This window comes from Streptomyces sp. NPDC001220 (assembly GCF_053597895.1).
Genome location: NZ_JBSFJE010000007.1, coordinates 179,698 through 206,209, shown reverse-complemented (window position 1 = coordinate 206,209; position 26,512 = coordinate 179,698). Strand labels below are relative to the sequence as shown.

The window sequence follows — 26,512 nt, the reverse complement described above, 5'->3', positions numbered from 1 at the left end:
TACCGGCGTCAACGCCCTACGGGTTATCCACAGATCGTCTTCTTTTCCCCAGGTCCATGCACAGGCCTGTGGATAACTCAGCGAACAGCCCTGGGTAGAGCTACTTCCACTGCGTGGAGACGCCGAAGCCGGCGGCGATGAAGCCGAAGCCCACGACGATGTTCCAGTTGTCGAGGCTGTCGATGGGCAGCGAACCGTCGGTCACGTAGAAGACGACGATCCAGGCCAGTCCGATGAGGAACATGGCCAGCATCACCGGCGCGACCCAGGCACGGCTGTTCAGTTTGATGGCGGTCGCCTGCTTCGCCGGGGGCGGCGTGTAGTCGGCCTTCTTGCGGATACGTGACTTCGGCACGAGGGTCTCTCCTGTCGATGCGCTGCGTGGCCGCGCAGGTAACTGGGTCGGGCTCGGAGCAGCGTACAAGGGGACAGTAAGGGCGCACTGACCGCTCCCCCGGGCGTCCGTTAGCGTAGTGCTTCCGCGGCGCCGAAGGAGATAAGGGTACGTTGAGCAATTCTGCCGACTCCAACGCCACCGGATCAACGGGTACGGACCCTGTCCGCAAGGGTGGCTTCCGGCCGGTTCGGATTCTCACCGTCGCCGTCTTCGCCCTGGCCGGTCTTCTCTTCTTCACCAGCTTCAACACGGCCAAGGGCACCGACATCCGCTCGGATGACAATCTGCTGAAGCTGTCCGACCTGATCCAGGAGCGCAGCCGCAAGAACAAGGAGCTGGACGAGTCCAACGCGGGTTCCCGGAACCGGAACGAGAAGCTCGCCGAGCGTGACGACGGCTCCAGCAAGGCCCAGGACGACAAGCTCTCCGGTCTGGAGAAGGACGCGGGGACCCGGAAGCTCACCGGCGACGCGATCACCGTCACGCTGAACGACGCTCCTCCGAACGCCACGGCCAAGCTCCCCGGCTATCCCGAGCCGCAGCCCGACTACCTGGTGATCCACCAGCAGGACCTGCAGGCCGTGGTGAACGCTCTGTGGCAGGGCGGGGCCCGGGGCATCAAGGTGATGGACCAGCGGTTGATCTCCACCAGCGCGGTGCGGTGTGTGGGCAACACCCTGATCCTCCAGGGCCGTGTGTACTCGCCGCCGTACAAGATCCAGGCGGTGGGGGATCCGGCGAAGATGCAGCAGGCGCTGGCGGACTCCGAGGCGATTCAGAACTACATGGTGTACGTCAACGTGTACGGGCTCGGCTGGAAAGTCACCGAGGACGGGGCGGTGACTCTGCCGGGCTACTCGGGCACAGTGGATCTGCACTACGCGAAGCCTGTGGGGTAAGCAGCCCGTCGTCTTCTGGAGCCGCCGGTGCGCGTGATCGTCAGGACCGTCAGCGAGCTCTGCATCACCGTCGGTACGCTCATAGTCCTCTTCGTCGTGTATGTGCTGTTCTGGACCGGTGTGAAGGCCGACAGTGTCATGCATGACCAGATCGACCGGTTACAGCGCCAGTGGTCGGACAGTGCCGCGGTGCACCCGACGGCCGGGGCGACCGCCGCTCCCGCCGAGCCGGCCGCGTACCACTACGGCAGGCCCTTCGCGATCATGTACATCCCCCGGTTCGGTTTCACGTGGAACAAGCCGGTCCTGGAGGGCACCGGCACCGATGTGCTGAAGAAGGGCCTCGCTCATTACGCCCGTACCGCCCGGCTGGGCCAGGAGGGCAACTTCGCGGTCGCCGGCCATCGGCGCACGTACGGCGACCCGTTCCTGCAGTTCCCGAAGCTGCGCAGGGGCGATGCGATCGTGCTGACGGACGGTACGACCTGGTTCACGTATCGGATCGACAAAGGCCCTTACAAAACAGTTCCGACGGACGTTGAAGTGATCGACCCTGTGCCACGTAAGTCGGGGTACAGGGGTCCAGGCCGCTATCTCACGCTGACCACGTGCGATCCGGAATGGGGGCACAGTCATCGGCTGATCGTCTGGGCGCATCTGGACTCCACACAGCCTGTGGAGGCAGGCAAACCCAAGGCGCTGCGCCGTTAGTCTGGTGCAGTACGGCGGGATTCTGGTGCCGTGGTGGAACGGAAGGGACGGCATGTACGGCTGGATCTGGCGGCATCTGCCGGGCAACGCGTGGGTGAGGGCGTTGATCTCATTCGTGCTGGTCCTGGCCGTGATCTATGTCCTCTTCCAGTACGTCTTCCCCTGGGCCGAACCGCTGCTGCCCTTCAACGATGTGACGGTGGACAACCAGTGAGCGCGCGGATTCTCGTCGTCGACAACTACGACAGCTTCGTCTTCAACCTGGTCCAGTACCTGTACCAGCTGGGCGCCGAGTGTGAGGTGCTGCGCAACGACGAGGTGTCGACGGCGCACGCCCAGGACGGCTTCGACGGCGTCCTGCTGTCGCCGGGTCCCGGCACGCCGGAGGAGGCGGGCGTCTGCGTGGAGATGGTCCGCCACTGCGCGGCCACCGGCGTCCCCGTCTTCGGCGTCTGTCTCGGTATGCAGTCGATGCAGGTGGCGTACGGCGGTGTGGTGGACCGGGCGCCGGAGCTGCTGCATGGCAAGACCTCGTTGGTGGAGCACGAGGGCCAGGGGGTCTTCGCCGGGCTGCCGACCCCGTTCACCGCGACCCGCTACCACTCCCTCGCCGCGGAGCCGGCCACCGTGCCGGCCGAGCTGGAGGTCACGGCCCGCACTCACGACGGGATCATCATGGGCCTGAGGCACCGTGAACTCCCGGTCGAGGGCGTGCAGTTCCATCCGGAGTCGGTGTTGACCGAGCACGGGCACCGGATGCTGGCGAACTGGCTGGTGGAGTGCGGTGACCAGGGGGCCGTGGCGAGGTCGGCGGGGCTTGCCCCGGTGGTGGGCAGGGCCACGGCGTGACCGCGCTGCGCCCCGAGCGCGAGACCGACACCTCGTACGGGCGTCAGCCGTACGGGGGGTCGGGTGCGTTCGGGGACACGGCGTATCTCCCGCCGACGGACGACGAGACCGTGGCGCTGAGGATCCCCGATCCGCCGCCCATATCGGCTTCTGCGGGCACGGCAGCCTCATCTGCCCCTGGACTCCCAGGGGGTGGCCGAGCGGCCCGCAGAAAGGCCGCCAAGCGGCGTGGTGGCCGTCATGGCGGCGTACCGGAGACCGCGCCGGCGGATAACAGTCCGTCGGGACGGCCGCTCTCCCGGGTCGAGGCCCGTCGGCAGGCGCGGTTGCGCAAGCCGAGTCCGGCGGTCATGGCGAGCCGGGCGATAGGCGAGATGTTCATCACCACCGGCGTGCTGATGCTGCTGTTCGTCACCTATCAGCTGTGGTGGACCAACGTCCGGGCCCATGCCCAGGCGGGCAGCGAGACCAGCAGCCTCCAGAAGGACTGGGCGAGCGGCAAGCGGGCGCCCGGTGTCTTCGCGCCGGGGCAGGGCTTCGCCATCCTGCACATCCCCAAGCTGGATGTGGTGGCGCCGATCGCCGAGGGCGTCAGCAACAAGAAGGTGCTCGACAAGGGCATGGTCGGGCACTACGGCGAGGGTGTGCTGAAGACCGCTATGCCGCAGGACAAGACCGGCAACTTCGGTCTCGCCGCGCACCGCAACACGCATGGTGAGCCGTTCCGGTACATCAACAGGCTGGCGGCCGGTGACGCGGTCGTGGTGGAGACGCAGGACGAGTACTTCGTGTACAAGGTGACGTCGATGCTGCCGGTGACGTCGCCGAGCAACGTGAGTGTGCTGGACCCGGTCCCGAAGGGTTCGGGTTTCACCGCGCCGGGCCGGTACATCACCCTGACCACCTGCACGCCGGAGTTCACCAGCAAGTACCGGTTGATCGTGTGGGGCAAGATGGTCGAGGAACGCCCGCGCAGCAAGGGCAAGCCAGACGCGCTCGTCGAGTAAGGGCAGAGGCAGAGGAACAGTGGCAGCGACCGCCGACGACACCGAAGAGCAGACCGACGTGCCGGACGAGGTGCCTGTGCCGGGCCGCCGGCCGATCGGCCCGATCGCGATGGCGGTCAGTGTCTTCGGTGAACTCCTCATCACGGCGGGCCTGGTGCTCGGCCTGTTCGTCGTCTACTCGCTGTGGTGGACGAACGTGATAGCGGACCGCAAGGCCGACCGTGAGGGGGACAGGGTCCGTGACACCTGGGCCCAGCAGGACACCGGTCCGGGCGCGCTGAACACGAAGAACGGCATCGGGTTCCTGCATGTGCCGTCCATGAGGAACGGTGAGGTGCTGGTCGAGAAGGGCACGTCGACGGACGTCCTGAACGACGGGGTCGCCGGCTACTACACGGACCCGGCCAAGGCGATGCTCCCCACCACCGGCAAGACCGGCAACTTCACCCTCGCCGCCCACCGCGACGGCCACGGCGCGAAGTTCCACAACATCGACAAGGTGAAGGTCGGCGACCCGATCGTCTTCGAGACGCGGGACGACTGGTACGTCTACAAGGCGTACTCGATCCTCCCCGAGACCTCGAAGTACAACGTCAAGGTCCTCTCCCAGGTCCCCAAGGAGTCCGGCAAGACCAAGCCGGGCCACTACATCACCCTGACGACCTGCACACCGGTGTACACGAGCCGGTACCGGTACGTGGTGTGGGGCGAGTTGGTGCGGGTGCAGAAGGTGGACAGCGAGCGGACTCCGCCGAAGGAACTGAGCTGACCGAGGTCCCTGCAGGACCTCCGTCGCCTAGCATGGCGAAGGCCCGAAGCCGCAACTATCTCTTGCGACTTCGGGCCTTGTCGTCTCAGGGGTCACCTCAGTCCCTTGAAGTACGTCGCCACCATCGCCGTCGTCACATGCATCCCGTCCGGCAGCAGTGACAGTGCCTTCACCCGGTCAACGAGTCGGCATGAGGGAAAGGTACGAGCGAGTGGAGAACTCACGTGCGGCTGGCGTGGCAAGCCAGAGCCCCGGTGTCCCTCCGGGAGGAGGGGCGCCGGGGCTCTGTTGAACGGGTGCGGGGGTCAGCCGCCGGTACCGCCGAAGAAGTTGGTACCGCCGTTGTTGTTCCCGCCGTTGTTGCCGTTGCCGCCGACCGTGGTGAGAGTGATCGTCGTGTTGCCCGGGTCGCTTTCGGGGGTGTTGGGCTGCGGGTCCTCGCCGGTGACGATCGCGTCGTCGCTGGAGTTGCCGTTGAACTGGATCTTGGTGAATCCGGCCGCCTGCAGGGTCTGCTTGGCCTGCTGCACGGTCTGGCCCCGTACCTCCGGCACGGGCGTCTGCTGCTTGGCCTTGCCGATCTGGATGTTCACCGTGGAGTTCTTGTCGACCGGTTGCCCCTTCTGCGGGTCGGTCGAGATGACCCTGCCGACCAGGTTGGGGTCGTCGGTGTCCACCTCGGTGCAGTTGCCGGTGAGGTTGTTGGCCGTCATCTGCGCCTTGGCCGCGTCACAGGTCTGACCGGTGACGTCGGGGACCGTGGCCTTCTCCTCGGCCTTGGCGACGGTGAGGGTGATCGTGGAGCCCTTCTGGACCTCCGCGCCAAGGGACGGGTTCTGCTCCAGGACGGTGCCGGGGTCCTCCCCGGAAGTCCGCTGCTTCGTCTTGACGCGGAACTTGTACTTGTCGCCCTCAAGCGTCGACGTGGCGTCGTCGATGTTCTGGCCGACGACGCTGGGTACGACCACCTTCGGCGCGCCCGTCGACACCACCAGGTTGATCGTGTCGCCCTTGTTGACGTCCGAGCCCTCGGTGGGGTCCTGGGAGCAGACGCTGCCCTTGGGCGCGTTGCTGCAGGGCTTCCGGGTGGGGGTCCCCAGTTTCAGGCCCGAGTTGTCGGCCATCTTCTGCGCATCCGCGTAGGTCTGGCCGACGAAGTTCGGGGCGGCGAAGGGCTTGTCCGCGCCGTTGCCGCTGACCACCCATTTCCCGATCAGGATCGAGCCGACCAGCACCAGGATGCCGGCGACCACGAGCAGGATCGTGGAGGTGTTGTTCTTCTTCTGCTGGCGGCGGCGGTCCGGGCGTTCGTCGTAGCCGTAGCCGCCGTCGTCCGGGTTCATCGGCGGCAGCATCGTCGTGGCGCCGGCGTCGGAGCGCAGGGCGGTCGTCTGCTGGTCGTCCGGGTAGCCGTAGCCCACCGAACCCATCGCCGCGGTGGCGGCGACCGGCTGGCCGTCGAGGCAGGCCTCGATGTCGGCGCGCATCTCGTCGGCCGACTGGTAGCGGTAGTTCGGGTCCTTGACCAGGGCCTTCAGGACAATGGCGTCCATCTCGGGCGTGATCTCGGGGTCGAACACCGACGGGGGCTGCGGTTCCTCACGGACGTGCTGGTAGGCGACGGCCACCGGGCTGTCGCCCACGAACGGGGGTCGTACCGTCAGCAGCTCGTAGAGCAGGCAACCCGTCGAGTACAGGTCCGAGCGGGCGTCGACCTGCTCGCCCTTGGCCTGCTCCGGGGAGAGGTACTGGGCGGTGCCGATGACCGCGGCCGTCTGGGTCATGGTCATGCCGGAGTCGCCCATGGCGCGGGCGATGCCGAAGTCCATGACCTTGACCTGGCCGTTGCGCGTGAGCATGACGTTCGCCGGCTTGATGTCACGGTGGACGATGCCGCTGCGGTGCGCGTACTCCAGGCCCTGGAGGATGCCGATGGTCATTTCCATCGCGCGCTCGGGCAGCAGCTTGCGCCCGGAGTGCAGCAGCTCACGGAGCGTCGAGCCGTCTACGTACTCCATGACGATGTACGGGATCGAGACCCCGTCGATGTAGTCCTCGCCCGTGTCGTAGACCGCGACGATCGCGGGATGGTTGAGCGAGGCGGCCGACTGGGCCTCCCGGCGGAACCGGGCCTGGAAGGAAGGGTCGCGCGCGAGGTCCGCGCGCAGCGTCTTCACCGCCACCGTGCGGCCGAGCCGGGTGTCATGGGCGAGGTAGACCTCCGCCATGCCACCGCGACCGAGCACGTGGCCCAGCTCGTACCGGCCGCCTAGGCGACGCGGCTCTTCCATAGTTCCCTACCAGCCCTCTCCGTCGGTCCCGACCGGCACGGGTGTGCGGTCGGAGGCTGCCGTCCGGGCCTACCGTACCCGGCTGTGTTTGTGTGACCTGGCCAAGCCCGTAACCCGATACAGGACCGGTATGTCAACGTGCACCGATGTGAAGGGGACGTGAGCGGGGTCACTTCTTGGAGTTGATGACCGCCTCCATCACGCTCTTCGCGATCGGGGCCGCGAGGCCGCCGCCGGAGATGTCGTCACGGTTGGCCTGGTCGTCCTCGATCACCACGGCCACGGCGACGGGCTTGCTGCCGTCGGGGAGCTTGGCGTAGGAGATGAACCAGGCGTAGGGGTTCTCGCTGTTCTCCACGCCGTGCTGGGCGGTACCGGTCTTGCCGCCCACGGTGACGCCGTTGATCTGGGCGTTCGTACCGGTGCCCTGCTTGACGACCGTCTCCATCATCGACTGGAGGACCTGGGCGTTGGCGGAGGACAGCGGCTGGCTCAGTTCCTCGGGGTCGCTCTGCGAGATGGTGTCGAGGTTCGACGACTGCAGCTTGTCGATCATGTACGGCTTCATCAGCTTGCCGTCGTTGGCGACCGCGGAGGCGACCATGGCCATCTGCAGCGGGGTGGCGGCGGTGTTGAACTGGCCGATCGAGGACAGCGCGGTCTGCGACTGGTTCATGTTGTCGGAGAAGACCGAGGCGCTGGAGCGGACCGGGGTGAACTGTTCCTGGTCGAAGCCGAACTTCTTCGCCTCGGCGAGCATCTTGTCGTTGCCGAGGTCGGCGCCGATCTTGCCGAAGACGGTGTTGCAGGAGTAGCGCAGCGCGATCCGCATGGTCGCGTTCTTGCAGGGGATGCTGCCCTCGTTCTTCAGCTCGGTGGTGGTGCCCGGCATGACGTAGGGCAGCGGCGACTTCGTGGCCTCGTCGGCGGAGGTGTACAGCCCGTTCTGGAGCGCGGCCGCGGCGGTGACCACCTTGAAGGTGGAGCCCGGCGGGTAGGTCTCGCGCAGCGCCCGGTTCAGCATCGGGTCGTTCGGGTTGTACTTCTTCTGCAGCTTCTTCCACGCCTCGGCGTCGGTGTCCGAGGTGCCGGCGAAGGCCGAGGGGTCGTAGGAGGGGTAGCTCGCCAGGGCCAGGATCTTGCCCGTGGCGGGGTCCAGGGCGACGACGGCGCCCTTGCCGCCCTGCTTCTTCAGCCCGTTGTAGGCGGCGCTCTGGGCGGCCGCGTTGAGGGTGGTGACGACGTTGCCGCCGGACTTCTGCTTGCCCGTGATCATGTCGAGGGTGTTGCGGAAGAAGAGCCGGTCGTCGTCGCCGGTGAGGATGCCGTCCTCCAGGGACTCCAGCTGGTTGGCGCCGAAGGCCTGGGAGGCGTAGCCGGTGACCGGCGCCCACATGGGGCCGTTCTTGTACGTGCGCTTGTACTTCAGGTCGTTGAGACTCGAGGAGCCGGACGCCGTGGAGCCGGTGATCGGGTCGCCGTCGACGATGATGTCGCCACGCGGGGTGGAGTAGCGGGCGATGGTGACGCGGCGGTTCTTCGGGTCGGTCTTGAGGCCGTCGGCCTTGACGTACTGGAGCCAGTTGTCGCGCAGCAGCAGGGTGAGGACCAGCAGGCCACAGAAGATCGCGATCCGGCGCAGGGGCTTGTTCATGACGGGCGGACCACCTGGGTCATCTCGGCGTCGGGGTTGCTGGCGGGGGCGGGCGCCGGGCGGCGCGCGGTGTCGCTGATTCTGATGAGGATGCCGATCAACGCCCAGTTGGCCAGTACGGAGGAGCCTCCGTACGCCATGAACGGCATGGTCATACCGGTCAGCGGGATGAGCCCCATGACACCGCCGGCGACGACGAAGACCTGCAGGGCGAAGGCGCCGGACAGGCCGACCGCGAGCAGTTTGCCGAAGGGGTCGCGGGCGGCGAGGGCGGTGCGCACGCCGCGTTCCACGATCAGACCGTAGATCAGCAGGATCGCCATGATGCCGGCCAGGCCGAGCTCCTCGCCGAAGGTGGCGAGGATGAAGTCCGAGTTGGCAGCGAACCGGATGAGGTCGGAGTGGCCCTGGCCGAGGCCGGTGCCGAGGGTGCCGCCGGAGCCGAAGGCCCACAGCGCCTGCATGGACTGCTCGGAGTGGCCGACGACGCCCTGCTGGCTGAGCGTGTACTCCTTCATCGGGTCCGTCCATGCCTGGACACGCTGCTGGACGTGCGGTTCGAAGCTCGCCACACCGACGGCGCCGGCCGCGGACATCAGCAGACCGAAGAAGATCCAGCTGGTCCGCTCGGTGGCGACGTACAGCATGATGACGAACATGCCGAAGAACAGCAGCGAGGTACCAAGGTCGGTCTCGAAGACCAGGATGAGGATCGAGATCGCCCACACGACGAGGATCGGACCGAGGTCGCGGCCGCGCGGCAGGTACAGGCCCATGAAGCGACGGCTGGCCAGCGCCAGCGCGTCGCGCTTCACCATCAGGTAGCCGGCGAAGAAGATCGCCAGGGCGATCTTCGCGAACTCACCGGGCTGCAGGGAGCCCAGGCCCGGGACCCGGATCCAGATCTTGGCGCCGTAGATGTTGGCGCCCAGGCCGGGCACGAGCGGCAGGATGAGCAGCACCAGCGCGCCGAACATCGAGATGTAGGTGTAGCGCTGCAGGACGCGGTGGTCCTTGAGGAAGATCAGTACGACGACGAACAGACCGATGCCCAGTGCGGTGTACAGCAGCTGGCGGGGTGCGGCCTGGAAGTAGTTGGGCAGCGACTGCAGCAATTTGGACTGGTCGAGTCTCCAGATGACGACCAGCCCGAGGCCGTTGAGCAGCGTGGCCAGCGGCAGCAGCAGCGGGTCCGCGTACGGGGCGAACCTGCGGACGGCGAGGTGGGCGACCGCGGCCAGGAGGCCGAGGCCCAGGCCGTAGCTCAGCAGTCCGGCGGGGACCTTGTCGTCGATGGCCAGGCCCACGTTGGCGTAGGCGAACACCGGGATGGCCACGGCGAACACCAGGAGCGCGAGCTCGGTGTTGCGGCGGCTCGGGGCGCCGATGGAGCCGATGGTGGACGTGTGGTTCGTCGACGTGTTGGTAGTACTGCTCATCGTGTGACAGGGCCTCTCACGGCTTGCCTACTGCTTACCGCACAGCGAGACGACCTTCTGCTCATCCTCCGAGAGGGTGGGGCCGGGGCTGGGGGTGGCTGAGGTGGACGGGGACGGTGACGCCGTGGAGGACGCCGAGTTCGAGGGGCTTGGCGAGGCCTTGGACGTGAGAGAGGTCTTGGTGGTTCCCGTGGTGCCGCCGGCCTCGCCCTGGCCGGTCTTGGAGTTGGTCTTGGACTCGGACGCGGTGCGCTCCGACTCCTTCTTGCAGGCGGAGGCCTGCACGGCCAGCTCCTGGACCTTCGACTGGGCGTCCGTGAGGCCGCCCTCGGCGATGGTGGCCTTGACCTGCTTCTGCTGGTACGGCGGCAGGTACTTGAGTTCGATCTCGGGGTGGTCCTTCTCCACCTTCGAGAGCGACACCCAGGCCAGGTCCTGGCTGATGCCCTGGTACAGCGCGACGTGCGTGCCGTTGGCGCCGACGTAGTACTGGGTCTGCGTCCAGCGGTAGCCGCCGTACAGGCCCCCGCCGATCACGGCGAGGGCGAGGATGCCGTAGAAGGATCTCTTCAGCCACCTGCGGCCCTTGCGGGGCTTGACGAAGTCGTCGTCGGTGTAGTCGCCGAAGCTGCCGGCCGGGACGTATCCGGTGGTGTCGCCGGAGCCGGGCGGGCCGAACTCGCCGCCTCCGCCCTGGCCGGGCACCTGGCGGCCGAGGTTGGCGGCGCGGCCGGCGGGGGTCTGCATGAAGCCGTTGTCGTGCAGGTGGTGCTGGTTCTCGGCGACGGCGCCGACCACGACCGGGGTGTCGGAGAGCTGCCCGGCGAGGGTGTCTCCGGTGTCCAGGTCGAGGACGTCCGCGATGATGACCGTGATGTTGTCGGGGCCGCCGCCGCGCAGCGCGAGCTGGATCAGCTCCTGCACGGTCTCCTGCGGCCCCTGGTAGCTGGCGAGGGTCTCCTCCAGGGTCTGGTGGGAGACCACCCCGGAGAGCCCGTCGGAGCAGATGAGGTAGCGGTCACCGGCGCGTACCTCGCGGATGGAGAGGTCGGGCTCGACGTGGTCGCCGCTGCCCAGCGCGCGCATCAGCAGCGAGCGCTGCGGGTGGGTGGTGGCCTCTTCCTCGGTGATCCGGCCCTCGTCGACGAGCCGCTGCACCCAGGTGTGGTCCTGGGTGATCTGCGTGAGCAGGCCGTCCCGCAGCAGATAGGCGCGGGAGTCGCCGACGTGTACCAGGCCGAGCCGCTGGCCGGTCCACAGCAGGGCGGTGAGGGTGGTCCCCATGCCCTCCAGCTGCGGGTCCTCCTCGACCATGGCGCGCAGCTGGTCGTTGGCGCGCTGCACGGCGTGGCCGAGGGAGGTGAGGATGTCGGAGCCGGGCACGTCGTCGTCGAGCGTGACCAGGGTGGAGATCACCTCGGAGGAGGCGACCTCACCGGCGGCCTGGCCGCCCATGCCGTCGGCGATGGCGAGCAGGCGGGGACCGGCGTAACCGGAGTCCTCGTTGCCCTCCCGGATCATGCCTTTGTGCGATCCGGCGGCGAAGCGCAGTGACAGACTCATGCGCACCTCGCCTGTCGGCTCCGGGTACATCCGCACGGTGCCCACCCTCCGGTCGGGAGCGCGCCGGGGACCGGCGTCCGGTCCGCCGCCGCGTGCTCGCTCCGCTCGCGCCTATCCATGATGTAGCACTACTTCCGCAGCTCGATGACGGTTTTGCCGATGCGGATCGGCGCGCCCAGCGGGATCGGCGTGGGAGTCGTCAGCCGGGACCGGTCCAGATACGTGCCGTTCGTGGACCCGAGGTCCTCGACGATCCACTGGCCGTCGCGGTCCGGGTAGATCCTGGCATGGCGGCTGGAGGCGTAGTCGTCGTCCAGCACGATCGTGGAGTCGTGGGCGCGGCCCAGGGTGATGGTCTGTCCCTGGAGCGCGACCGTGGTACCCGTGAGCGTGCCCTCGGAGACGACGAGCTTGCTGGGGGCGTTGCGCCGCCGGCCGCCGCCGGCCGCCGGTTGCTGGCCGCGCTGCTGCGGTGGCGCGGCCTGCTGCCGGGCGGCGGCGGGCTGCTGCCGGCGTCCTTCTTCCCTACGCGATCCGCGCTGGGTGACGCGCGTACCGAACAGGTCGCTGCGGATGACCTGCACGGCCACGATCACGAACAGCCACAGTACGGCCAGGAAACCCAGCCGCATGACCGTGAGGGTCAGCTCTGACATTGCCCCCGCTTCACCCTTCGGCTTGCCGGTAAATGATGGTGGTGCTGCCCACGACGATCCGCGAGCCGTCGCGGAGCGTAGCGCGGGTGGTGTGCTGCCCGTCCACCACGATGCCGTTGGTGGATCCGAGATCCTGGATCGTCGAGGGCGTTCCGGTCCGGATCTCGCAGTGCCGGCGGGAGACGCCGGGGTCGTCGATCCGCACGTCGGCCTCGGTGCTGCGGCCCAGCACGAGCGTCGCGCGGGAGATCTGATGGCGGGTGCCGTTGATCTCGATCCAGTAGCGGGTACGGGAGCCGGGCGCCGGGGCGCCGACCGGTCCGGAGGGCCCGGCGGGCCGCTGGGCGGCGGGCTGGGCGGGCTGCGGGTAGCCGTAGCCGCCGGGGCGCTGTGGGGCGCCGGGGGGCGGTGCGCTCGGCATGGGCGGGGCCGCGGCGGGCTGCGGGTAGCCGTAGCCGCCCTGTCGCTGCGGGGTGCCGCCGGCCGCGGGCGTGCGCTCCGGGGCGGCCTGCTGGTTGCTGGAGGAGGCGAGGGTGCGGCTGCGCACCCGGTACAGGCCGGTGTCCAGGTCCTCGGCCTTCTCCAGGTTGACCTTGATCGGCCCCATGAAGGTGTAGCGCTGCTGCTTGGCGTAGTCGCGGACCATCCCGGCGAGCTCGTCGCCGAGCTGTCCGGAGTAGGGGCTGAGCCGCTCGAAGTCGGGAGCGCTCAGCTCGACGATGAAGTCGTTGGGTACGACGGTCCGGTCGCGGTTCCAGATGGTCGCGTTGTTGTCGCACTCGCGCTGCAGCGCACCGGCGATCTCCACGGGCTGGACCTCGGACTTGAACACCTTCGCGAAGGTGCCGTTGACCAGACCTTCGAGACGCTGCTCGAACTTCTTCAGGACTCCCACAGGGCACCTCCTCTGTCGCGTTGCCCGTACGGCTTGCCTTACCGCTACTGCTCACTGATCGTATCTACGCGCCCGGCAATCAGCCGGTTCCCCCAGCGGCCCCCCTTCGAACTCCTCGGCGCGCTTCTTCCTGTCAAGGATCGGCGGTTCCGCTGCCAAGGATCGTAGAGGCGGCTCATGACCAGTGTCCCGCACCTGACTGTGGACCTGATCCGTCTCCTGGACAGATGGGCTGGACCGGTACGAGGTTGATACGTGAACGCCGACTGCTCGGTACGTGAGCTTCGGGTGAGCGCTGCCCGGAGACAAGGGATGTGAACCCACCCCCTCCCACGTGCTAGTGTTCTGCGTGTCGGAAGGCGCCGCCCCGAAGGAAACACAGGGGCCGGGGCCGGAGGACACACCCAATGCGCGGGTGGCGGAATAGGCAGACGCGCTGGATTCAGGTTCCAGTGCCCGCAAGGGCGTGGGGGTTCAACTCCCCCCTCGCGCACAGAGGCAGAAGGCCCATCGTGATCACGATGGGCCTTCTGCTTGTCTCCAGGGGCGATGGATTCTTCTCGCTGCGGTGTGATTTTTCTGCAGGTGTGAGGTCTCTCTCACTGGAGCATGGGGAGGCCGTCCTGGCCCGTCGGCCGGGGTGGCGGTATCGGTGCGCGCCGCCGGCGTACTCCCTAGAATGAGGGGTCCGCGGGTACAGGGGGGCCGATGACCACGCTGGGCGAAGCGAGCTCGGGGGCCGCGCAGGGACCGGCGTCCCTGGGGGATGACCGGCTCAAGCATCTGGAGTTTCTGCAGGCTGTCATCACGCGGCTGTCGAACCACTCCTTCCTGGTCAAGGGCTGGGCGCTGACGCTGGCGGCCGGGTTCTTCGCCGTCTCCTCCAGTCAGCAGAGCTGGCAGGTGGCCGCGAGCGGGCTGGTGCCGCTGGCGTGCTTCTGGTTCCTCGACGGTCTTTTCCTGCGCCAGGAGCGCCTTTTCCGGTACCTGTACGACGATGTGCGGCGCCCTGAGGTCGAGGTGGAGACGCTGTCCATGAACGTGGGTCCGTACCTCGGGCGGATCAGCTGGTTCGAGGCGACGTTCTCCAGGACGCTCCAGCTCTTCTACGGGGCTCTGCTGATCGCCGATGCGGCACTCGTTGCCGTCAATGTGTGATCACCCAACTACGCATCGTTCTCCCGGCGCGGCGGGATATCGCGGCGCTCAGCGCGACTTCCTCTTGATGTAGTCGACGAGGTCGGTCAGGTCCCCCGCCCCGGTCTCGGGGTCGACTGTGTAAAGGGTCACCCCGCGCAAGAAGTCGGGCACATGTGCCATTCCGTGCTCGGGGAAGGACACCAGCAAGATGCGCTGGTACCAGTCGCGGTCGGTCATCCGCTCGGCAAGGATGTAGTCCGCCTCGTACCCCACTCCGTCGCCCTTGCCCCTGGTCTCCTCGTGCTCGGCGCGGCGCTTGTAGGCCGGGGAGACGATCGCGACAACGAAGTCCGCGTCCTTGTACTGCCGGCGCATCCACCGCCCCCAGTGCTGCGGCCCCTCCCGGTGCGCCGCGGTGTCCAGGCGCGCGTCGATCCCTTCGTCGCACAGCCGGTCGTAGAGCTTCTCGACCCTGTCCTTGTGAACCCCACCGTCTTCTTCATGGGCGTATGAGAGAAAAACGCGCGGTCTCTCCGGGTCCTCCCGCGATGTCCGCGGAGGCGGCACCTTGACCCGCGAACCGCTTTCCCGGCGCGGAAACGGCGGCGCCAGCCGGGGCAGTTCGGCGGCGGTCACCCTGGGTGGGCCGCAGTCGTATCCGCGGCAGACCGTGACGGCGATCTCGTCGATGGCATTCCGGTACGCCTCGGAGCGGAAGCCCTCCTCGCGGATGATGCCGTAGAGGCCCTTGCAGGCATAGCTGTCCGTGACCTCGCCGCTCATGATGGGGGCGAGAGGGAGACCGGAGGGCGGGTCGGCCGGCTGCCAGCGCACCAGGACACGGGCGGGAGGGACCGGGGGGCGGAACTGAACCGGCACGAGGTTCAGCCGGTGATCGAACACCGCCCAGTCGGTGCCGCAGCCCAGGTCCTCGTAGTAGGCCCGCGAGCACAGGGCGACGAGAACATGGGCCTCGACGACCAGGGCGAGGTTGGCACCGCCCTGACCGCCACGACACATGGCCGCCTCGACCGCGCGTCCCCTGCGCCGTGCCACTGCGGCGGCCAGGTCCTGATGGAAGCGTGCCGCATAGGCCCGGTTCTCTTCGGCGGCGAAACTCGTGATGAAGTCGTTGGCCATGCGCAGCCCCTTCATTCCCTGGGCCCGGCGGTAGCCGTGCTCAGGCCAAAGGGAGCCTGACGTTGGCCAGTTGGCGGCTCATCGAACACCGGTCGCTCCTCGTACGCTGAGCGGGGGGACACACATCGCCACGCTGTCTGCCACTTCGGCGTGGTATCGGGCCGACCCCCGGGCGACGATCGGGGGGCCGATGCAGGGAGTTTCGACGGGCCTTGACACTACGTCATTGACGGCGGTCAGGAACAGGCGTCAGGGACCTACTTGGGACGACTCGACACCGCCCCAAAATCATTGGCCAGAGCCTCGGACTTCCGTCACCGAGGGCGGTCGGACATTGCTCAGGGCATTCGACCAATTCATTGTCAAGCTGAGCAGTCGGTGCAATCTTTCGTGCGACTACTGCTACGTATACGAATTACGCGACTCGGGGTGGCGGGAACGCCCCCGGATCATGCCCGTGTCGGTCCGGGAACGTCTCGTCGCACGCATCGTGGAACATGTGCGGCTGCACCGTCCGGACCGGGTCCGGGTGCTCCTGCACGGTGGAGAGCCGCTGCTCGCCGGCCCCCAGGTGATCGCCGAGTTCACCACGGCGGTTCGCCGGGCGCTGGACGGGGCCGGAGTCGAGGTGGGCTTCGCTCTCCAAACCAACGGTGTGCTGCTCACCGAGGCCCTCCTGGACCTGCTGCTGGAGCTGGACGTGCGGGTGGGTGTCAGCCTGGACGGCGATGCCGAGGCGCACGACCGGCACCGGCGCGGGCCGGGCCCGCGCCGGGGCAGCCATGCCCGGGTGGTCGCCGCGCTCGGACTGCTGGGCAGCGCGCGCTACCGGCCGCTGTTCGGCGGCCTGCTGTGCACCATCGACCCGGCAAGCGATCCGGTGCGTACCTTCGACGCCATCGCCGCCCACCGTCCGCCCGCAGCGGACTTCCTTCTGCCGCACGGGACTTGGGATCATCCGCCGGTCGGTGCAGGGGGCGCCGGGGCGCCGTACGGCGTGTGGCTGTGCGCGGTTCACGACCGGTGGAGGGAGACCGGACGGCCCATGCGGGTCCGGCTCTTCGAGTCGGTCGACTCTCTGTCCCGGTATGACGGAGGAAGCAGCAGCGAGGTGCTGGGCACCATGCCGGCGGCGGCCGTGGCGATCGAGACCGACGGCGCGATCACATGGACCGAGTCCCTCAACGCGGTCGCGGAGGGAGCGGCCGACACGGGCGGGACGGTATTCAGCCATTCCTTCGACGCCGTGCTGGGTCTTGCCTGTGCGCCGGAGTACGGCATGGGGTCCCTGTGCCACATGTGCCAGGAGTGCACTCTGGTGCGCGTCTGCGGTGGTGGACTGCGCGCCCATCGCTTCGGACGTGGCCAGGACTTCGCCAACCCCTCCGTCTACTGCAAGGACATCTCAGCCCTCATCCGGCACATCGGGCCCTGGCGGGATCAATGACCTTGTTATCCGGAACGCGCGGCCGAAAGGAGGCGGCTACCAGCGCATATGTGCGACGGCCCGCGCCCTTTCGGGCGAGAGAATTGGCGATGTCGAGTTTTCGGGGGCGCCTGGCGGGCAAAACCCCATAGCATGGGGGCAATTGGCGTGGGGGCGGCGCACAACTAAAACCTACCCGTGCACTTCACGTCGATGTGAGTCTATGGGCAAAGGCCAAGTCGTGGTTGCAGCAGGAGGCAGGCCCTTGGGGGGATGCGATGGGGCCGTTGTTCTTTACCAGCTACGCCAGCTCGACCGGTGACAGAGGGCCGGTCCAACGGTTCCATATCGATGTCCAGAATGAGATCTACAGCGTGCTGGGCCGTACTGCTTCCGCCGAGGGTCGGCTGAAGCATCCCGAGCCTGCGCGAGGACCCGATCCGTCGGTTCTGGACTGTCGCGCCCTGTTGGTCCTCTACTCGGCACAGTACGTGGACGACGCACAGTGCGCCACGGAGTGGTCTGTCTTCGCCGAGCGCATGGACCGCCGGATGCGACGCACGGGGGAACGCCCTGACTCGCTGGTCGGCGTCGTGTGGCGGACCGACGAGCTTGCGTTGCCCCGTCCTGTCACCGCCGTCCAGCACATCGTCGACGAGGAGTATCAGGGACCCGGCGTGCTGGGCCTCCAACAGGATCCGCTCAGCCGGGACCGGTACCAGTGGATCGTGCGCCGCGTCGCCGCGCGTCTGATGCGGGCTGCCGAGTCGTCGCTTCCGGTCATGTCCGAGGCGGAGGGACACAGCGTGGCCCCGCGGTTCGGTCCGAGCCGGGCGGTGGCCCCGAGCAGAGCGAGTGCCGCCGAGCCGGGGCTCCCGGAGACGACGACTGAGGTGAAGACGGCCTCCGGCCGCGCCGGGCGGAAGATCACTCTCTTCCTGGTGGTCGGCACCGGCGACCGGATGAGGCACCTGCGCGACCACGTCGATCACTACGGCGAAACGGCTGGAGACTGGCGGCCATTCAGTCCGCACAGCGAGGAGACCGTGACGTCCACGGTCGGGTGGGCGGTGCGGGCCTGCGGAGGCGAGCGACCGACCGTCGTCGTACCCGGTGCGGACGACCTGTTGCCCGACGGCATCGACGAGTCGGCGACGGTCCTCGTCGTGGTCGACCCCTGGCTGACGGGTGATCCGGGGTTCCGCGCGCTGTGGGAGCGCATCGCGCGATCCCGTGCGCGGGTCGTCGCCGTCGTCGTCGTGCTCGCCCGTGGCGACGAGGAGAGCCTGGCCAACGCGGCACGGTTACGTGAGGCTGTCTCCCGGACGCCGGCGCGGATGCTCGGCGCGGCACATCATGAGGTGGGCAGCCGGGACGCGCTCGCCCACATCGTGGTGGCCGTCATGGCCGACACCCTCACGCACCCCGAGGAAGACACAGGAGGTACCCGGGCCAGAACGGGTGAGCTGATGATCGAGAGTCCGGACGACCAGCGCAGCCGCAGACAGCGGGAGCGGGTCGGCTGGCTCCGGCGCGCGGCGAACTCGTGGCCCCCGGTACTGAGCAGAACGCCCGGCGAGTCGCTGGGCCCGAGCTGAGCGCGTGAGGCGGGGGATGAGAACCACAGGTTCTGGAGGGGCAGCGAGTCCGTCGGACTCCGTGGAGTCGACGGGATCGTCGCGCCGCGCGAAGATCATTACCTTTTACTCGTTCAAGGGCGGGGCCGGCCGCACCATGGCCCTGGCGAACGCCGCCTGGATCATCGCCAGTCAGGGGAAGTCGGTGCTGGTCGTCGACTGGGACCTGGAGGCGCCCGACCTGCACCTTTACTACGGCGCCTTTCTCCCGGTCTCCGACCTGAGCCTTTCCGACGGCGTCCTGGACATGTTCTCCGCCTTCGCGGGCGCCGCCGCAGCCATGGGCGACGAGATGCCGTACGACCTGAGGGCGCTGCATCCGCAGCACACCAACTTCGAGCGCTACCAGGTCGACCTCGATCACAGCTTCCCGAACGGCGGCCGGCTCCACTACATGGGCCCCGGGCGGATGGACGAGGACTACGCCAACCGCCTGGCCGACTTCAACTGGACCGGGTTCCACACCAGTGCCGACGGCAATGACTTCCTGGAAGCCCTGCGTGCTCGGCTGCACGACAGCGACTACGACTACATCCTGATCGACAGTCGCACCGGCTTCTCCGACGGCGCCAGGATCTGCACGCTCGCCCTGCCCGACGAGGTCGTCATCGCCCTCACCATGAACCCGCAGGCCATCCAGGGCGCCCGCAAGATCGCTGAGCTCATCCGACGGCACCGCCCGAACACCGGACTGCACTTCGTCCAGATGCGGGTCGACCAGAACGAACGGGATCGGCTGGACCAGCGCTTCATCGAGGCACGCCAGGCCCTCGACCCGTATCTCCGCATCGAGGACGAGAACGAGCTCGCCACCTACTGGGGGCAGATGAGAGTGCCCTACGTGCCCTACTACACGTACGGCGAGGAGCTGGCGGTGATGCGGGAGGACCCGCGCGTCGCCGGCAGCATCGTCGCGGCGTACGTACGGCTCGTAGAGCAGATCACCGACGGTGAGATACGGGATCTCCAGCCGCCGTCGCCCGCCCAGTACCGCTCCTACCGCCGGACCCTGGAGCAGCGCGAGCGGCTCCAGGCCGAGCAGGAGGCCGAGCCCCGCACGGTCACCCTGCTGCACGCGCCCAACGACCAGCTCTGGGCCGACTGGATCGGCGAGCTGCTGCGTCCGGCCAGATTCCAGGTCGTCCCGCCCGGCGAGAAACCGGCCGACTCGTTACCCGACAGCACCTATGTCCTCGCCCTGCTCTCCCCGCACCTGGCAGGTACGCCGGCCGGCGAGACCGTGGCGCGTCTCACCACCGGCGCACCGGTGGGCAGGGGACCCGGCGACCAGCGAGTGATCGGCGTGCGAGTGAGTACCGCACGGCTCGCCCCGCACTTCGAATTCGGCTGGCAGGACACCATCACGCTGGACGGGCAGAGCGAGGACGCGGCCCGCCAGGAGTTGCTCGGCCATTTCGGGCTGCCCGCCAGTACCGAGCCGGAGTCCGTCTGGACCGGGCCCCGCTTCCCCGGACTCCAGCCGGCGGTATGGAATCTGCCCAGGCGCAACGCCGGGTTCATCGGGCGGATCGACCAGCTCGACGCGCTGCGCCAGGGCTTCGACTGTTCCGGCGCGGGCTACTCCCCGCCCCAGGTGCTGTGCGGTCTGACCGGCATGGGCAAGCGGCAGATCGCCTTGGAGTACGCCCATCGGTTCGCCTCGCAGTACGACCTGGTGTGGCGGATACCGGCCGCCACCGCAGAGAGCATCCAGGACTCGTTCGCCAAACTGGCCCAGGCGGTCAATGCCAGGAGCGACGGCCGGCGCACCGGCGAGGACCGGCAGGCGCTGCTGGAGGACCTGCGGGAGGGGCGGTCTCCGGAACTGCGGCGGTGGCTGATCGTCTTCGAGGGCGCGGCGAACCAGCAGGCGGTCGAGCAGTACATCCCGACCGGCGGCACGGGCCACGTCCTGATCACCTCGAACAACATGGAGTGGCCCTCCGGGTACACGAAGTACGCCGTCGACGCCTTCACCGACGACGAGAGCGTGGCCCTGCTCAGCCAGCGGCTGCCCGGCGTCGCCGACGAGGAACTGAGGTTGCTCGCCGAACGGGTGGGGCACCTGCCGATCGCGGAGGAGGCGGCGGCCGCGGTCCTGCAGGCCTGTCCCCAGGACATAGTCCCCTACATCGAACTGCTCGACAGCGGTCAGCCGGCTCCCCAGGAGGCGGTTCTGCCCGCCTATCGAGCCTTCACCCAGGTCTGCCGGCTTGCCTACGACGACCTGCGTGAGAAGTCCCCGGCCGCCGCCAGGCTCCTGGACCTGTGCTCCTTCCTGTCACCGGACGGTGTGGGCATGAACGTCGTCCAGTCGGACCGGATGGTGGAGCTGCTGAAGCCTTTCGACTCAGAACTCGGGAACTCCGTCTTCACCCTGTACCGCCATCTCAACCTCCTCGGTGACCAGGCACTCGCCGTCCAGGACTTCCCCTCCCAGACGCTGAGGGTCCACCGCGTCGTCCAGGACCTGGTGCGCGGCTGGATGTCGGAGGAGGAGCGAGTGGCGACCCGCGCGGAGGTCCTCGGGGTTCTCGCCGCGATGGTGCCGAACGACCTGGAACGGCATTTGCCGAAGCACCACGACACCTTCGTGGAGCTCGACCGCCATGTCATCGTCTCCGGCGCCGTGGACAGCACCGATCCGGAGGTCCACGCCTGGCTGGTCAGCCAGGTGTACCACCGCTGGATGTCCAACGACTGGAACGGCGCCCGAGAGCTGGGCGAACGCGTCCTGGAGTGCTGGCGGCAGACCCTGGGCCAGGAGCACCTCATGGTGCTGCGCATGGAGTCGCAGCTCGGCGCGGCCTGCCGGCTTCTCGGCGACTACCGTACGGCGCTCGTACTCACCACCCACGCCACGACCACCTTGCGCAGGGACGGGCACAGCCAGGCTGACATCCTGCTGGCTCGCCGCGGGTACGCGGCCGATCTACGCGCCGCGGGCAAGTTCAGTGAGGCGTTCGACGAGGACCGGGGGACCTTCTCGGGACTGCAGGAGGCCATCGGGGAGAACGCAAACGGGACGCTGGCCGCCTCCAGCAACCTCGCACTGTCCAAGTTCTACGTCGAGTCGGTCCCGGCCGCCATCCTCCAGGAGCAGCACGCGCACGAACGGCGCGGACAGAGCGCGTCGGGCAAGGACGCCGATCCCAAGCGGTGGGTGTCGTACGCGCACCTCGGCACCTACCACCGGGAGCTGGGCGATCTGGCCGCCTCGGAACGGTATCTGACCGAGGCCCGTAACCAGCTCAACAAGCTGCCGGACTCCGGATCCCACCACGTGCTGGGCGCGGTCGCCAGCCTGAGCATGACCATGGTGCGCCAGGGCGACGGCCAGCATGGCCTGCCGCTCCTCAAGGACGCGTTTGTCGCCTACCGCGACCAGTGGGGCGAGAAGCACCCCCGGACGATGTCCTGCAGGCTGTCCCTCGCCATCGGTCTGCACGCCCAGGGCAGGACCGCCGACGCGGCGGGCTACGCCCGGGACGTTCTGAGGCACTACGTCGAGGTGTACGGCGACGACCATCCCTTCACCGGTATCTGCCGCAGCAACCTCGCGTTGTATCTGCTGGTCTGCGGGGAGGCGGAGGAGGCGGCCGAACACGCGGACAAGGCGGTACTCCAGCTGAAGGACGCCTTCCACCGCAGACATCGCTACACGCTCGTCGCGCGGATGAACCGCAGCAACTGTATGGCCGCGCTCGAAAGCCTGCCCGCCATGGAACTGGCCGGCGAGGACCAGGACATCTACGACGGCTGCAAGGAGCGGTCCGCGTGGGGCGACAGCCATCCGGTCACGCTGACCGCCATGGCGAACCTGCTCTCCTCCCGCCCTCAGACCGACGGCGAACTCGAGGCAAGCCTCGAGCGCAAGGTCGCCGAACACTTTGCGAAGGACCACGGCCTTGCCAGGGCACTGCTGGCCGAGCCGTATCGGAGGACCGGTGCCGATCTGGAGGTGCAGGGTGTCTGACCCTTCCGCGGAACCGACGCACGAACGCGACGGGGGGAAGCAGAAGATGAGCGAATTCGATTTACAGCTCAGGCAGTTGCTGCAGTCATGCGGTCTGGCACATCTCGCCTTCTACGATCGGGACCGGGCGAAAATGTTCGCCGCCGAGACGTCGAAAACACCGGGGGATTCCCCCGCCGAGTCGACATCGCACCGACTCGAACGCGCCGGGCGGCAACTGTTCTACATACTTGAAGAATTGGCGCCGGATTTCGCCGAACTCCGGACCGGCGCGCCCATACGCACGGTGGTGGATGTGCCCACCGGAGCACTTCTCTACCATTCTGTCGCGGGAGGAAGTCATCTGTGCTGTGTCACGCCCACAGACCGGATCGGCGAACTGATTCCCCGGCTGGCCGAGGGCATAGGCGGCCTGCGCCCGGCCACGAGCTACCACCTGGCCGTCCGGCGCTCGTATGCGAGCAGGTACGGCGGGGCCGCAGACCCGTCCTCCGGCGACTCCAGGACACCGTCCACGCAGGGCACGGAGGACGGGCAGCAGGCCGACGAGTCCTTCGAGAACGTCACTGACGCCACCACACACACAGAGGACAACGCCGCCGGCGCGACCGATGTCCCCGACGCCACCGCCGGCCTGCTGCGCGAGGCACTCGGCGTTCGCGGACTGCACTACCTGGCCTACTACGTCGGGGGTGTGCCGACCCTCGCGGTCGACATCTTCGGCCACCCCGCGCTACGGAGCTTCCTCGGGTCCTCCACACCGCAACAGCGCCGGGACAGGTACTCCCTGCTGGGCCAGTTACTGCCGGGCGTCACAGGCCGTATGAACACGTCCTTGTACGCGCTACTCGAAGGGGAGATGCGCCAGATTGTCCTGAACATCGAGCACGGAGCGGTGTACTTCCAGCAGTTGCGGCAACGCCGCTACCTCTTGGGCGTGTCGCTGGACCAGTCGCGCCTGGCGGAGGCGGACCGGCACATCGATCGGCTGGGGAGGGAGCTGGCGAGCGAATAGTGGCCCGGTCGGCCATGGCACGGACGCCGCCCCGAGGCCACGGGTCTGACGGGTTTCGGCCACTCGCTGTACCGTCTCCACGAGTTGATGTTCGTGCGTGTGCGGAGTACGGGGGAGGCGGTCGATGTGACCGGACTGGAAGAGCCGGCGACGGCCGGGGCGCGCAAGCTGCCCTCGCCGAGGGGCTTTGCGCAGTGGCCGGTGCAGGGCTCGCCCAAGGAGGAGGGCAAGGCGCTGCGTTCGGCCGTGCCGCGCAGCAGCCACGCCGCCCTGGATCTGGACGGCTCCCGGCCCGACGCGGTCGGCGCGGTCGAGGAGTCCAACCGCGACCGCATCGCGGAGCTGATCCCGATAAGGGTCGGCAGGATGGCGGCGAGCCCGTTCGCGTTCCTGCGCGGCTCGGCCGGCCTGATGGCGCACGACCTGGCCCGCACCCCGATGACCAGGATCGTCACCCAGATCTGCGGCGACGCCCACGCGGCCAACTTCGGTCTGTACGGCGACCCGCGGGGCGACCTGGTCATCGATCTCAACGACTTCGACGAGACGGTGCCCGGTCCCTGGGAGTGGGACCTCAAGCGGCTCGCCGCCTCCCTGGTGCTGGCCGGCCGGGAAGCGGGCGCCGACGAGGACACGTGCCGCAAGGCGGCGGGTGACGCGGCCGGCGCCTACCGCCGCACCATGCGCCTGCTGGCCAAGCTCCCGGTGCTGGACGCGTGGAACGCCATCGCGGACGAGGAGTTGGTCTCCCACTCCGACGCCCACGACATGCTCGGCACCCTGCGCCGCGTCTCGGAGAAGGCCCGCGCCAACACCAGCGGCCGGTTCGCGGCCCGCTCCACCGAGCCCACCGAGAACGGCGGGCGCCGCTTCGTCGACGCCGCGCCGGTGCTGCGCCGGGTCGCCGACGAGGAGGCGGAAGCGGTCGTGGCGGCCCTGGAGCACTACGTCACCACGCTCTCCGAGGACCGCCACCCGCTGCTCTCCCGGCACGCCCCGCACGACGTCGCCTTCCGGATAGTGGGCACCGGCAGTGTCGGCACCCGGTCGTATGTCGTGCTGCTCCTCGACCATCGCGGTGAGCCGCTGATCCTCCAGGTCAAGGAGGCCCGCCCGTCCGCGCTCGTACCCCACCTGGCGACGGCCGGCTTCGATGCGCCCGCCGTGGACCACGAGGGGCGCCGGGTGGTCCTCGGGCAGAAGCGGATGCAGGTGGTCAGCGACATCCTGCTCGGCTGGACCACGGTGGCCGGCCGCCCCTTCCAGGTCCGCCAGTTCCGCAACCGCAAGGGCAGCGTCGACCCGGCCGCGCTGTCGCCCGACCAGATCGACGACTACGGACGGATGACCGGCGCCCTGCTGGCCCGCGCCCACTCGCACAGCGCCGACCCGCGCCTGATCGCCGGCTACTGCGGCAAGAACGAGGAGCTGGACGAGGCGATCGCCGCGTTCGCGGTGACCTACGCCGACCGCACGGAGGCGGACCACGGGGATCTGGTCACCGCGGTACGGACGGGGCGGATCGCGGCGGAGCTCGGGGTGTGACCTCCGGTGGCGGGCCCCCGAGGTGCTGAATCCTGGGCGCCCGCGACCCGGCATTGCCCGGCGAAGGTGATCCTCGACGAGATCCCCCGTACCGCGACTGCCCCGTCGGCCGCACCCGCGAGCCGGTCTGCCGGCCCCGGAACCCCCGTCGTGGCCTGCGGAGATCCGGTCACCCAGCGGGTGGCGGCCACCCATGAGGACGACAGGCCCTAGTCTGGTCGGGTGACGACCCCGGAAGCTGAGCAGTCTGAGGCACCGCGGCCCGAGGAACGCCTGGAGCGGGCCGTGCGGGCCGCCGAGCAGGCGTTGATCGAGTACGAGATCGCGGTCGAGACCTTCCGTGTCGAGGTCGAGAACTTCTCTCGCCTGCACGAGGAGAAGCTCGGCCCCCTCTACCTCCGCCTCGAAGAGCTGGACGCGCGGATCGCCGAGGCGAAGGCCGCCCGCACCGGCGACCCCGAGGACATCCGCGCCGCGGAGGAGGCCCGGGCCCGGGTCCTGCCCATCCCCGGCGTCGAGGAACTGCTGCACGGCTGGATGGACAGCAAGGGCCTGTTCCCGGAGGCCGTCGCGATGCTCACCGAGCAGGAGGTACGGCCCCCGCAGCGGGTGCGGCCCAGCGAGGAGGCCCGCCGGCTCTACCGCGAGCTGGCCCGCAAGGCCCATCCCGACCTGGTGCAGGAGGGGCCCGAGCAGGAGCGGCGCGAGGAGTTCCTCAGCCGGGTCAACGCGGCCTACGCCCGCGGCGACGAGGCTCTGCTGCGGGAGCTGGCCGAGGAGTGGGCGGCCGGCCCGGTGCCGCCCGAGCGCAAGCCGAGCCGCGCCGAGGAGCTGTACGCGCGCCTCGAATGGCTGGCCGAGCGCAAGGAACTGCTCACCCTGGTCGCCAAGGAGCTGGAGGACGGCCCCATCGCCGGCCTGCTCCGGCTGGCCCCCGAGGACCCCGACAGCCTCCTCGACGAGATCGCCGAGAAGCTCTACAAGGACGTCGCCGAGCGGGAGAGCGAGCTGGCCGCGCTGCTCACCCAGGAGTAGCGGTCGGGTAGCGTCGGAGCCATGAACTTCGCAGCGCGTGTGCCCACGGTCGAGGTCGCGGACCTCAAGGACGGCGACTTCCTGCTGGACGTCCGCGAGGACGACGAGTGGCAGGCGGGCCACGCCACCGGCGCCCTGCACATCCCGATCAGCGAGTTCGTGGCCCGCTACGGCGAGTTCACCGAGGCCGCTCCCCAGGACGGCCGCGTCAACGTCATCTGCCGCTCCGGCGGCCGTTCGGCCCAGGTCACGATGTACCTGGTCCAGCAGGGCATCGACGCGGTCAACGTGGACGGCGGCATGCAGGTATGGCAGGCGGCGGGCCGCGAGGTCGTCACGGACGCGGGAGAACCGGGCTTCGTCATCTGAGCCGACTCGTCGCCCCCTCGCAGCGAGACCCTCTTTGCACCGAGGCCCTCTCACACGGGGTGCCTGCGCGCCGAGGCGCCCCGTATCGAGGCGCCCCGC

22 protein-coding genes and 1 tRNA gene are annotated in these 26,512 nt (G+C 68.5%); 15 read left to right on the top strand and 8 right to left on the bottom strand.

Annotated elements, in window-relative coordinates; all coding sequences use genetic code 11:
* Positions 1-100 precede the first annotated feature (100 nt).
* Positions 101-355 carry a cell division protein CrgA gene (gene crgA, locus ACWDGI_RS18860; protein WP_046727637.1) on the bottom strand — a complete coding sequence of 85 codons (255 nt, stop codon included), beginning with the start codon at positions 353-355 and terminating at the stop codon, positions 101-103.
* A 152-nt stretch (positions 356-507) separates the two neighbouring features.
* On the opposite strand from crgA, the gene ACWDGI_RS18855 reads away from it, so the two are divergent.
* The 6 genes from ACWDGI_RS18855 to ACWDGI_RS18830 are packed head-to-tail and all read left to right on the top strand — an operon-like array spanning position 508 to position 4,632.
* Positions 508-1,296 (top strand): DUF881 domain-containing protein, encoded by a 789-nt coding sequence (locus tag ACWDGI_RS18855; RefSeq protein WP_450760374.1) that lies wholly within the window; start codon positions 508-510, stop codon positions 1,294-1,296.
* Between the two features lie 27 nt (positions 1,297-1,323).
* Complete coding sequence (locus tag ACWDGI_RS18850) at positions 1,324-2,007, top strand: class E sortase (protein WP_450760372.1); 684 nt, start codon at positions 1,324-1,326, stop codon at positions 2,005-2,007.
* A gap of 52 nt (positions 2,008-2,059) precedes the next feature.
* The gene (locus ACWDGI_RS18845) at positions 2,060-2,221 is read left to right on the top strand and encodes a hypothetical protein (RefSeq protein WP_360480704.1); all 162 of its coding nucleotides are present in this window, start codon (positions 2,060-2,062) and stop codon (positions 2,219-2,221) included.
* The gene (locus tag ACWDGI_RS18840) at positions 2,218-2,856 is read left to right on the top strand and encodes an aminodeoxychorismate/anthranilate synthase component II (protein WP_450760371.1); all 639 of its coding nucleotides are present in this window, start codon (positions 2,218-2,220) and stop codon (positions 2,854-2,856) included. The genes ACWDGI_RS18845 and ACWDGI_RS18840 overlap by 4 nt, the downstream gene beginning before the upstream one ends.
* Positions 2,853-3,863 carry a class E sortase gene (locus ACWDGI_RS18835; protein WP_450760369.1) on the top strand — a complete coding sequence of 337 codons (1,011 nt, stop codon included), beginning with the start codon at positions 2,853-2,855 and terminating at the stop codon, positions 3,861-3,863. Before ACWDGI_RS18840 ends, ACWDGI_RS18835 begins: the two co-directional genes overlap by 4 nt.
* Before the next feature lie 19 nt (positions 3,864-3,882).
* A complete protein-coding gene (locus tag ACWDGI_RS18830; RefSeq protein WP_450760367.1) occupies positions 3,883-4,632 on the top strand; it encodes a class E sortase in 750 nt (249 codons plus the stop codon).
* Positions 4,633-4,937: 305 nt separating this feature from the next.
* On the opposite strand, the gene pknB is transcribed toward ACWDGI_RS18830, so the two are convergent.
* The 6 genes from pknB to ACWDGI_RS18800 all read right to left on the bottom strand — a co-directional run bounded on the left by pknB (position 4,938) and on the right by ACWDGI_RS18800 (position 13,130).
* Complete coding sequence (pknB, locus tag ACWDGI_RS18825) at positions 4,938-6,923, bottom strand: Stk1 family PASTA domain-containing Ser/Thr kinase (protein WP_450760365.1); 1,986 nt, start codon at positions 6,921-6,923, stop codon at positions 4,938-4,940.
* 169 nt (positions 6,924-7,092) lie between these two features.
* Positions 7,093-8,577, bottom strand: a complete 1,485-nt coding sequence (locus tag ACWDGI_RS18820) for a peptidoglycan D,D-transpeptidase FtsI family protein (RefSeq protein ID WP_450760363.1) — start codon at positions 8,575-8,577, stop codon at positions 7,093-7,095.
* The gene (locus tag ACWDGI_RS18815; RefSeq protein WP_450760361.1) at positions 8,574-10,016 is read right to left on the bottom strand and encodes an FtsW/RodA/SpoVE family cell cycle protein; all 1,443 of its coding nucleotides are present in this window, start codon (positions 10,014-10,016) and stop codon (positions 8,574-8,576) included. The genes ACWDGI_RS18820 and ACWDGI_RS18815 overlap by 4 nt, the downstream gene beginning before the upstream one ends.
* A gap of 27 nt (positions 10,017-10,043) precedes the next feature.
* A complete protein-coding gene (locus tag ACWDGI_RS18810) occupies positions 10,044-11,609 on the bottom strand; it encodes a Stp1/IreP family PP2C-type Ser/Thr phosphatase (protein WP_450760723.1) in 1,566 nt (521 codons plus the stop codon).
* A 98-nt stretch (positions 11,610-11,707) separates the two neighbouring features.
* Positions 11,708-12,235, bottom strand: coding sequence for an FHA domain-containing protein FhaB/FipA (locus tag ACWDGI_RS18805; protein ID WP_360480687.1), 528 nt, complete (start codon positions 12,233-12,235; stop codon positions 11,708-11,710).
* 10 nt (positions 12,236-12,245) lie between these two features.
* Entirely contained in the window at positions 12,246-13,130 is an 885-nt protein-coding gene (locus ACWDGI_RS18800) for an FhaA domain-containing protein (RefSeq protein WP_450760359.1), read from the bottom strand.
* 409 nt (positions 13,131-13,539) lie between these two features.
* Between ACWDGI_RS18800 and ACWDGI_RS18795 the strand changes: the two genes are divergently transcribed.
* Together ACWDGI_RS18795 and ACWDGI_RS18790 are read left to right on the top strand one after the other, a co-directional pair.
* Positions 13,540-13,623 (top strand) — tRNA-Leu (locus tag ACWDGI_RS18795).
* 215 nt (positions 13,624-13,838) lie between these two features.
* Positions 13,839-14,288 carry a hypothetical protein gene (locus ACWDGI_RS18790; RefSeq protein ID WP_450760357.1) on the top strand — a complete coding sequence of 150 codons (450 nt, stop codon included), beginning with the start codon at positions 13,839-13,841 and terminating at the stop codon, positions 14,286-14,288.
* Positions 14,289-14,336: 48 nt separating this feature from the next.
* Here ACWDGI_RS18790 and ACWDGI_RS18785 read toward each other — a convergent pair whose 3' ends face one another.
* Entirely contained in the window at positions 14,337-15,410 is a 1,074-nt protein-coding gene (locus tag ACWDGI_RS18785) for a TIR domain-containing protein (protein ID WP_450760355.1), read from the bottom strand.
* Between the two features lie 334 nt (positions 15,411-15,744).
* On the opposite strand from ACWDGI_RS18785, the gene ACWDGI_RS18780 reads away from it, so the two are divergent.
* The 7 genes from ACWDGI_RS18780 to ACWDGI_RS18750 all read left to right on the top strand — a co-directional run bounded on the left by ACWDGI_RS18780 (position 15,745) and on the right by ACWDGI_RS18750 (position 26,413).
* Positions 15,745-16,857 (top strand): FxsB family cyclophane-forming radical SAM/SPASM peptide maturase, encoded by a 1,113-nt coding sequence (locus ACWDGI_RS18780; protein WP_450760353.1) that lies wholly within the window; start codon positions 15,745-15,747, stop codon positions 16,855-16,857.
* Positions 16,858-17,327: 470 nt separating this feature from the next.
* Positions 17,328-18,434, top strand: coding sequence for an FxsC protein (gene fsxC, locus ACWDGI_RS18775; protein WP_450760351.1), 1,107 nt, complete (start codon positions 17,328-17,330; stop codon positions 18,432-18,434).
* Positions 18,435-18,450: 16 nt separating this feature from the next.
* The gene (gene fxsT, locus ACWDGI_RS18770) at positions 18,451-22,449 is read left to right on the top strand and encodes an FxSxx-COOH system tetratricopeptide repeat protein (protein WP_450760349.1); all 3,999 of its coding nucleotides are present in this window, start codon (positions 18,451-18,453) and stop codon (positions 22,447-22,449) included.
* 46 nt (positions 22,450-22,495) lie between these two features.
* The gene (locus tag ACWDGI_RS18765) at positions 22,496-23,464 is read left to right on the top strand and encodes a hypothetical protein (RefSeq protein WP_450760347.1); all 969 of its coding nucleotides are present in this window, start codon (positions 22,496-22,498) and stop codon (positions 23,462-23,464) included.
* Between the two features lie 87 nt (positions 23,465-23,551).
* Positions 23,552-25,009 (top strand): DUF2252 domain-containing protein, encoded by a 1,458-nt coding sequence (locus tag ACWDGI_RS18760; RefSeq protein WP_450760345.1) that lies wholly within the window; start codon positions 23,552-23,554, stop codon positions 25,007-25,009.
* 222 nt (positions 25,010-25,231) lie between these two features.
* Positions 25,232-26,044, top strand: a complete 813-nt coding sequence (locus ACWDGI_RS18755; RefSeq protein ID WP_450760343.1) for a hypothetical protein — start codon at positions 25,232-25,234, stop codon at positions 26,042-26,044.
* A 39-nt stretch (positions 26,045-26,083) separates the two neighbouring features.
* Positions 26,084-26,413 (top strand): rhodanese-like domain-containing protein, encoded by a 330-nt coding sequence (locus ACWDGI_RS18750; RefSeq protein WP_450760721.1) that lies wholly within the window; start codon positions 26,084-26,086, stop codon positions 26,411-26,413.
* Positions 26,414-26,512: the final 99 nt, after the last annotated feature.

Excerpts from the sequence above, each read along its gene's own strand:
- ACWDGI_RS18810 (WP_450760723.1), bottom strand. The coding sequence starts at position 11,609 with ATGTACCCGGAGCCGACAGGCGAGGTGCGCATGAGTCTGTCACTGCGC.
- ACWDGI_RS18815 (WP_450760361.1), bottom strand. The coding sequence starts at position 10,016 with ATGAGCAGTACTACCAACACGTCGACGAACCACACGTCCACCATCGGC.
- ACWDGI_RS18765 (WP_450760347.1), top strand. The coding sequence starts at position 22,496 with ATGAGCGAATTCGATTTACAGCTCAGGCAGTTGCTGCAGTCATGCGGT.
- ACWDGI_RS18820 (WP_450760363.1), bottom strand. The coding sequence starts at position 8,577 with ATGAACAAGCCCCTGCGCCGGATCGCGATCTTCTGTGGCCTGCTGGTC.
- ACWDGI_RS18845 (WP_360480704.1), top strand. The coding sequence starts at position 2,060 with ATGTACGGCTGGATCTGGCGGCATCTGCCGGGCAACGCGTGGGTGAGG.
- ACWDGI_RS18790 (WP_450760357.1), top strand. The coding sequence starts at position 13,839 with ATGACCACGCTGGGCGAAGCGAGCTCGGGGGCCGCGCAGGGACCGGCG.
- ACWDGI_RS18805 (WP_360480687.1), bottom strand. The coding sequence starts at position 12,235 with ATGTCAGAGCTGACCCTCACGGTCATGCGGCTGGGTTTCCTGGCCGTA.
- pknB (WP_450760365.1), bottom strand. The coding sequence starts at position 6,923 with ATGGAAGAGCCGCGTCGCCTAGGCGGCCGGTACGAGCTGGGCCACGTG.
- ACWDGI_RS18785 (WP_450760355.1), bottom strand. The coding sequence starts at position 15,410 with ATGGCCAACGACTTCATCACGAGTTTCGCCGCCGAAGAGAACCGGGCC.
- fxsT (WP_450760349.1), top strand. The coding sequence starts at position 18,451 with ATGAGAACCACAGGTTCTGGAGGGGCAGCGAGTCCGTCGGACTCCGTG.
- ACWDGI_RS18760 (WP_450760345.1), top strand. The coding sequence starts at position 23,552 with ATGTTCGTGCGTGTGCGGAGTACGGGGGAGGCGGTCGATGTGACCGGA.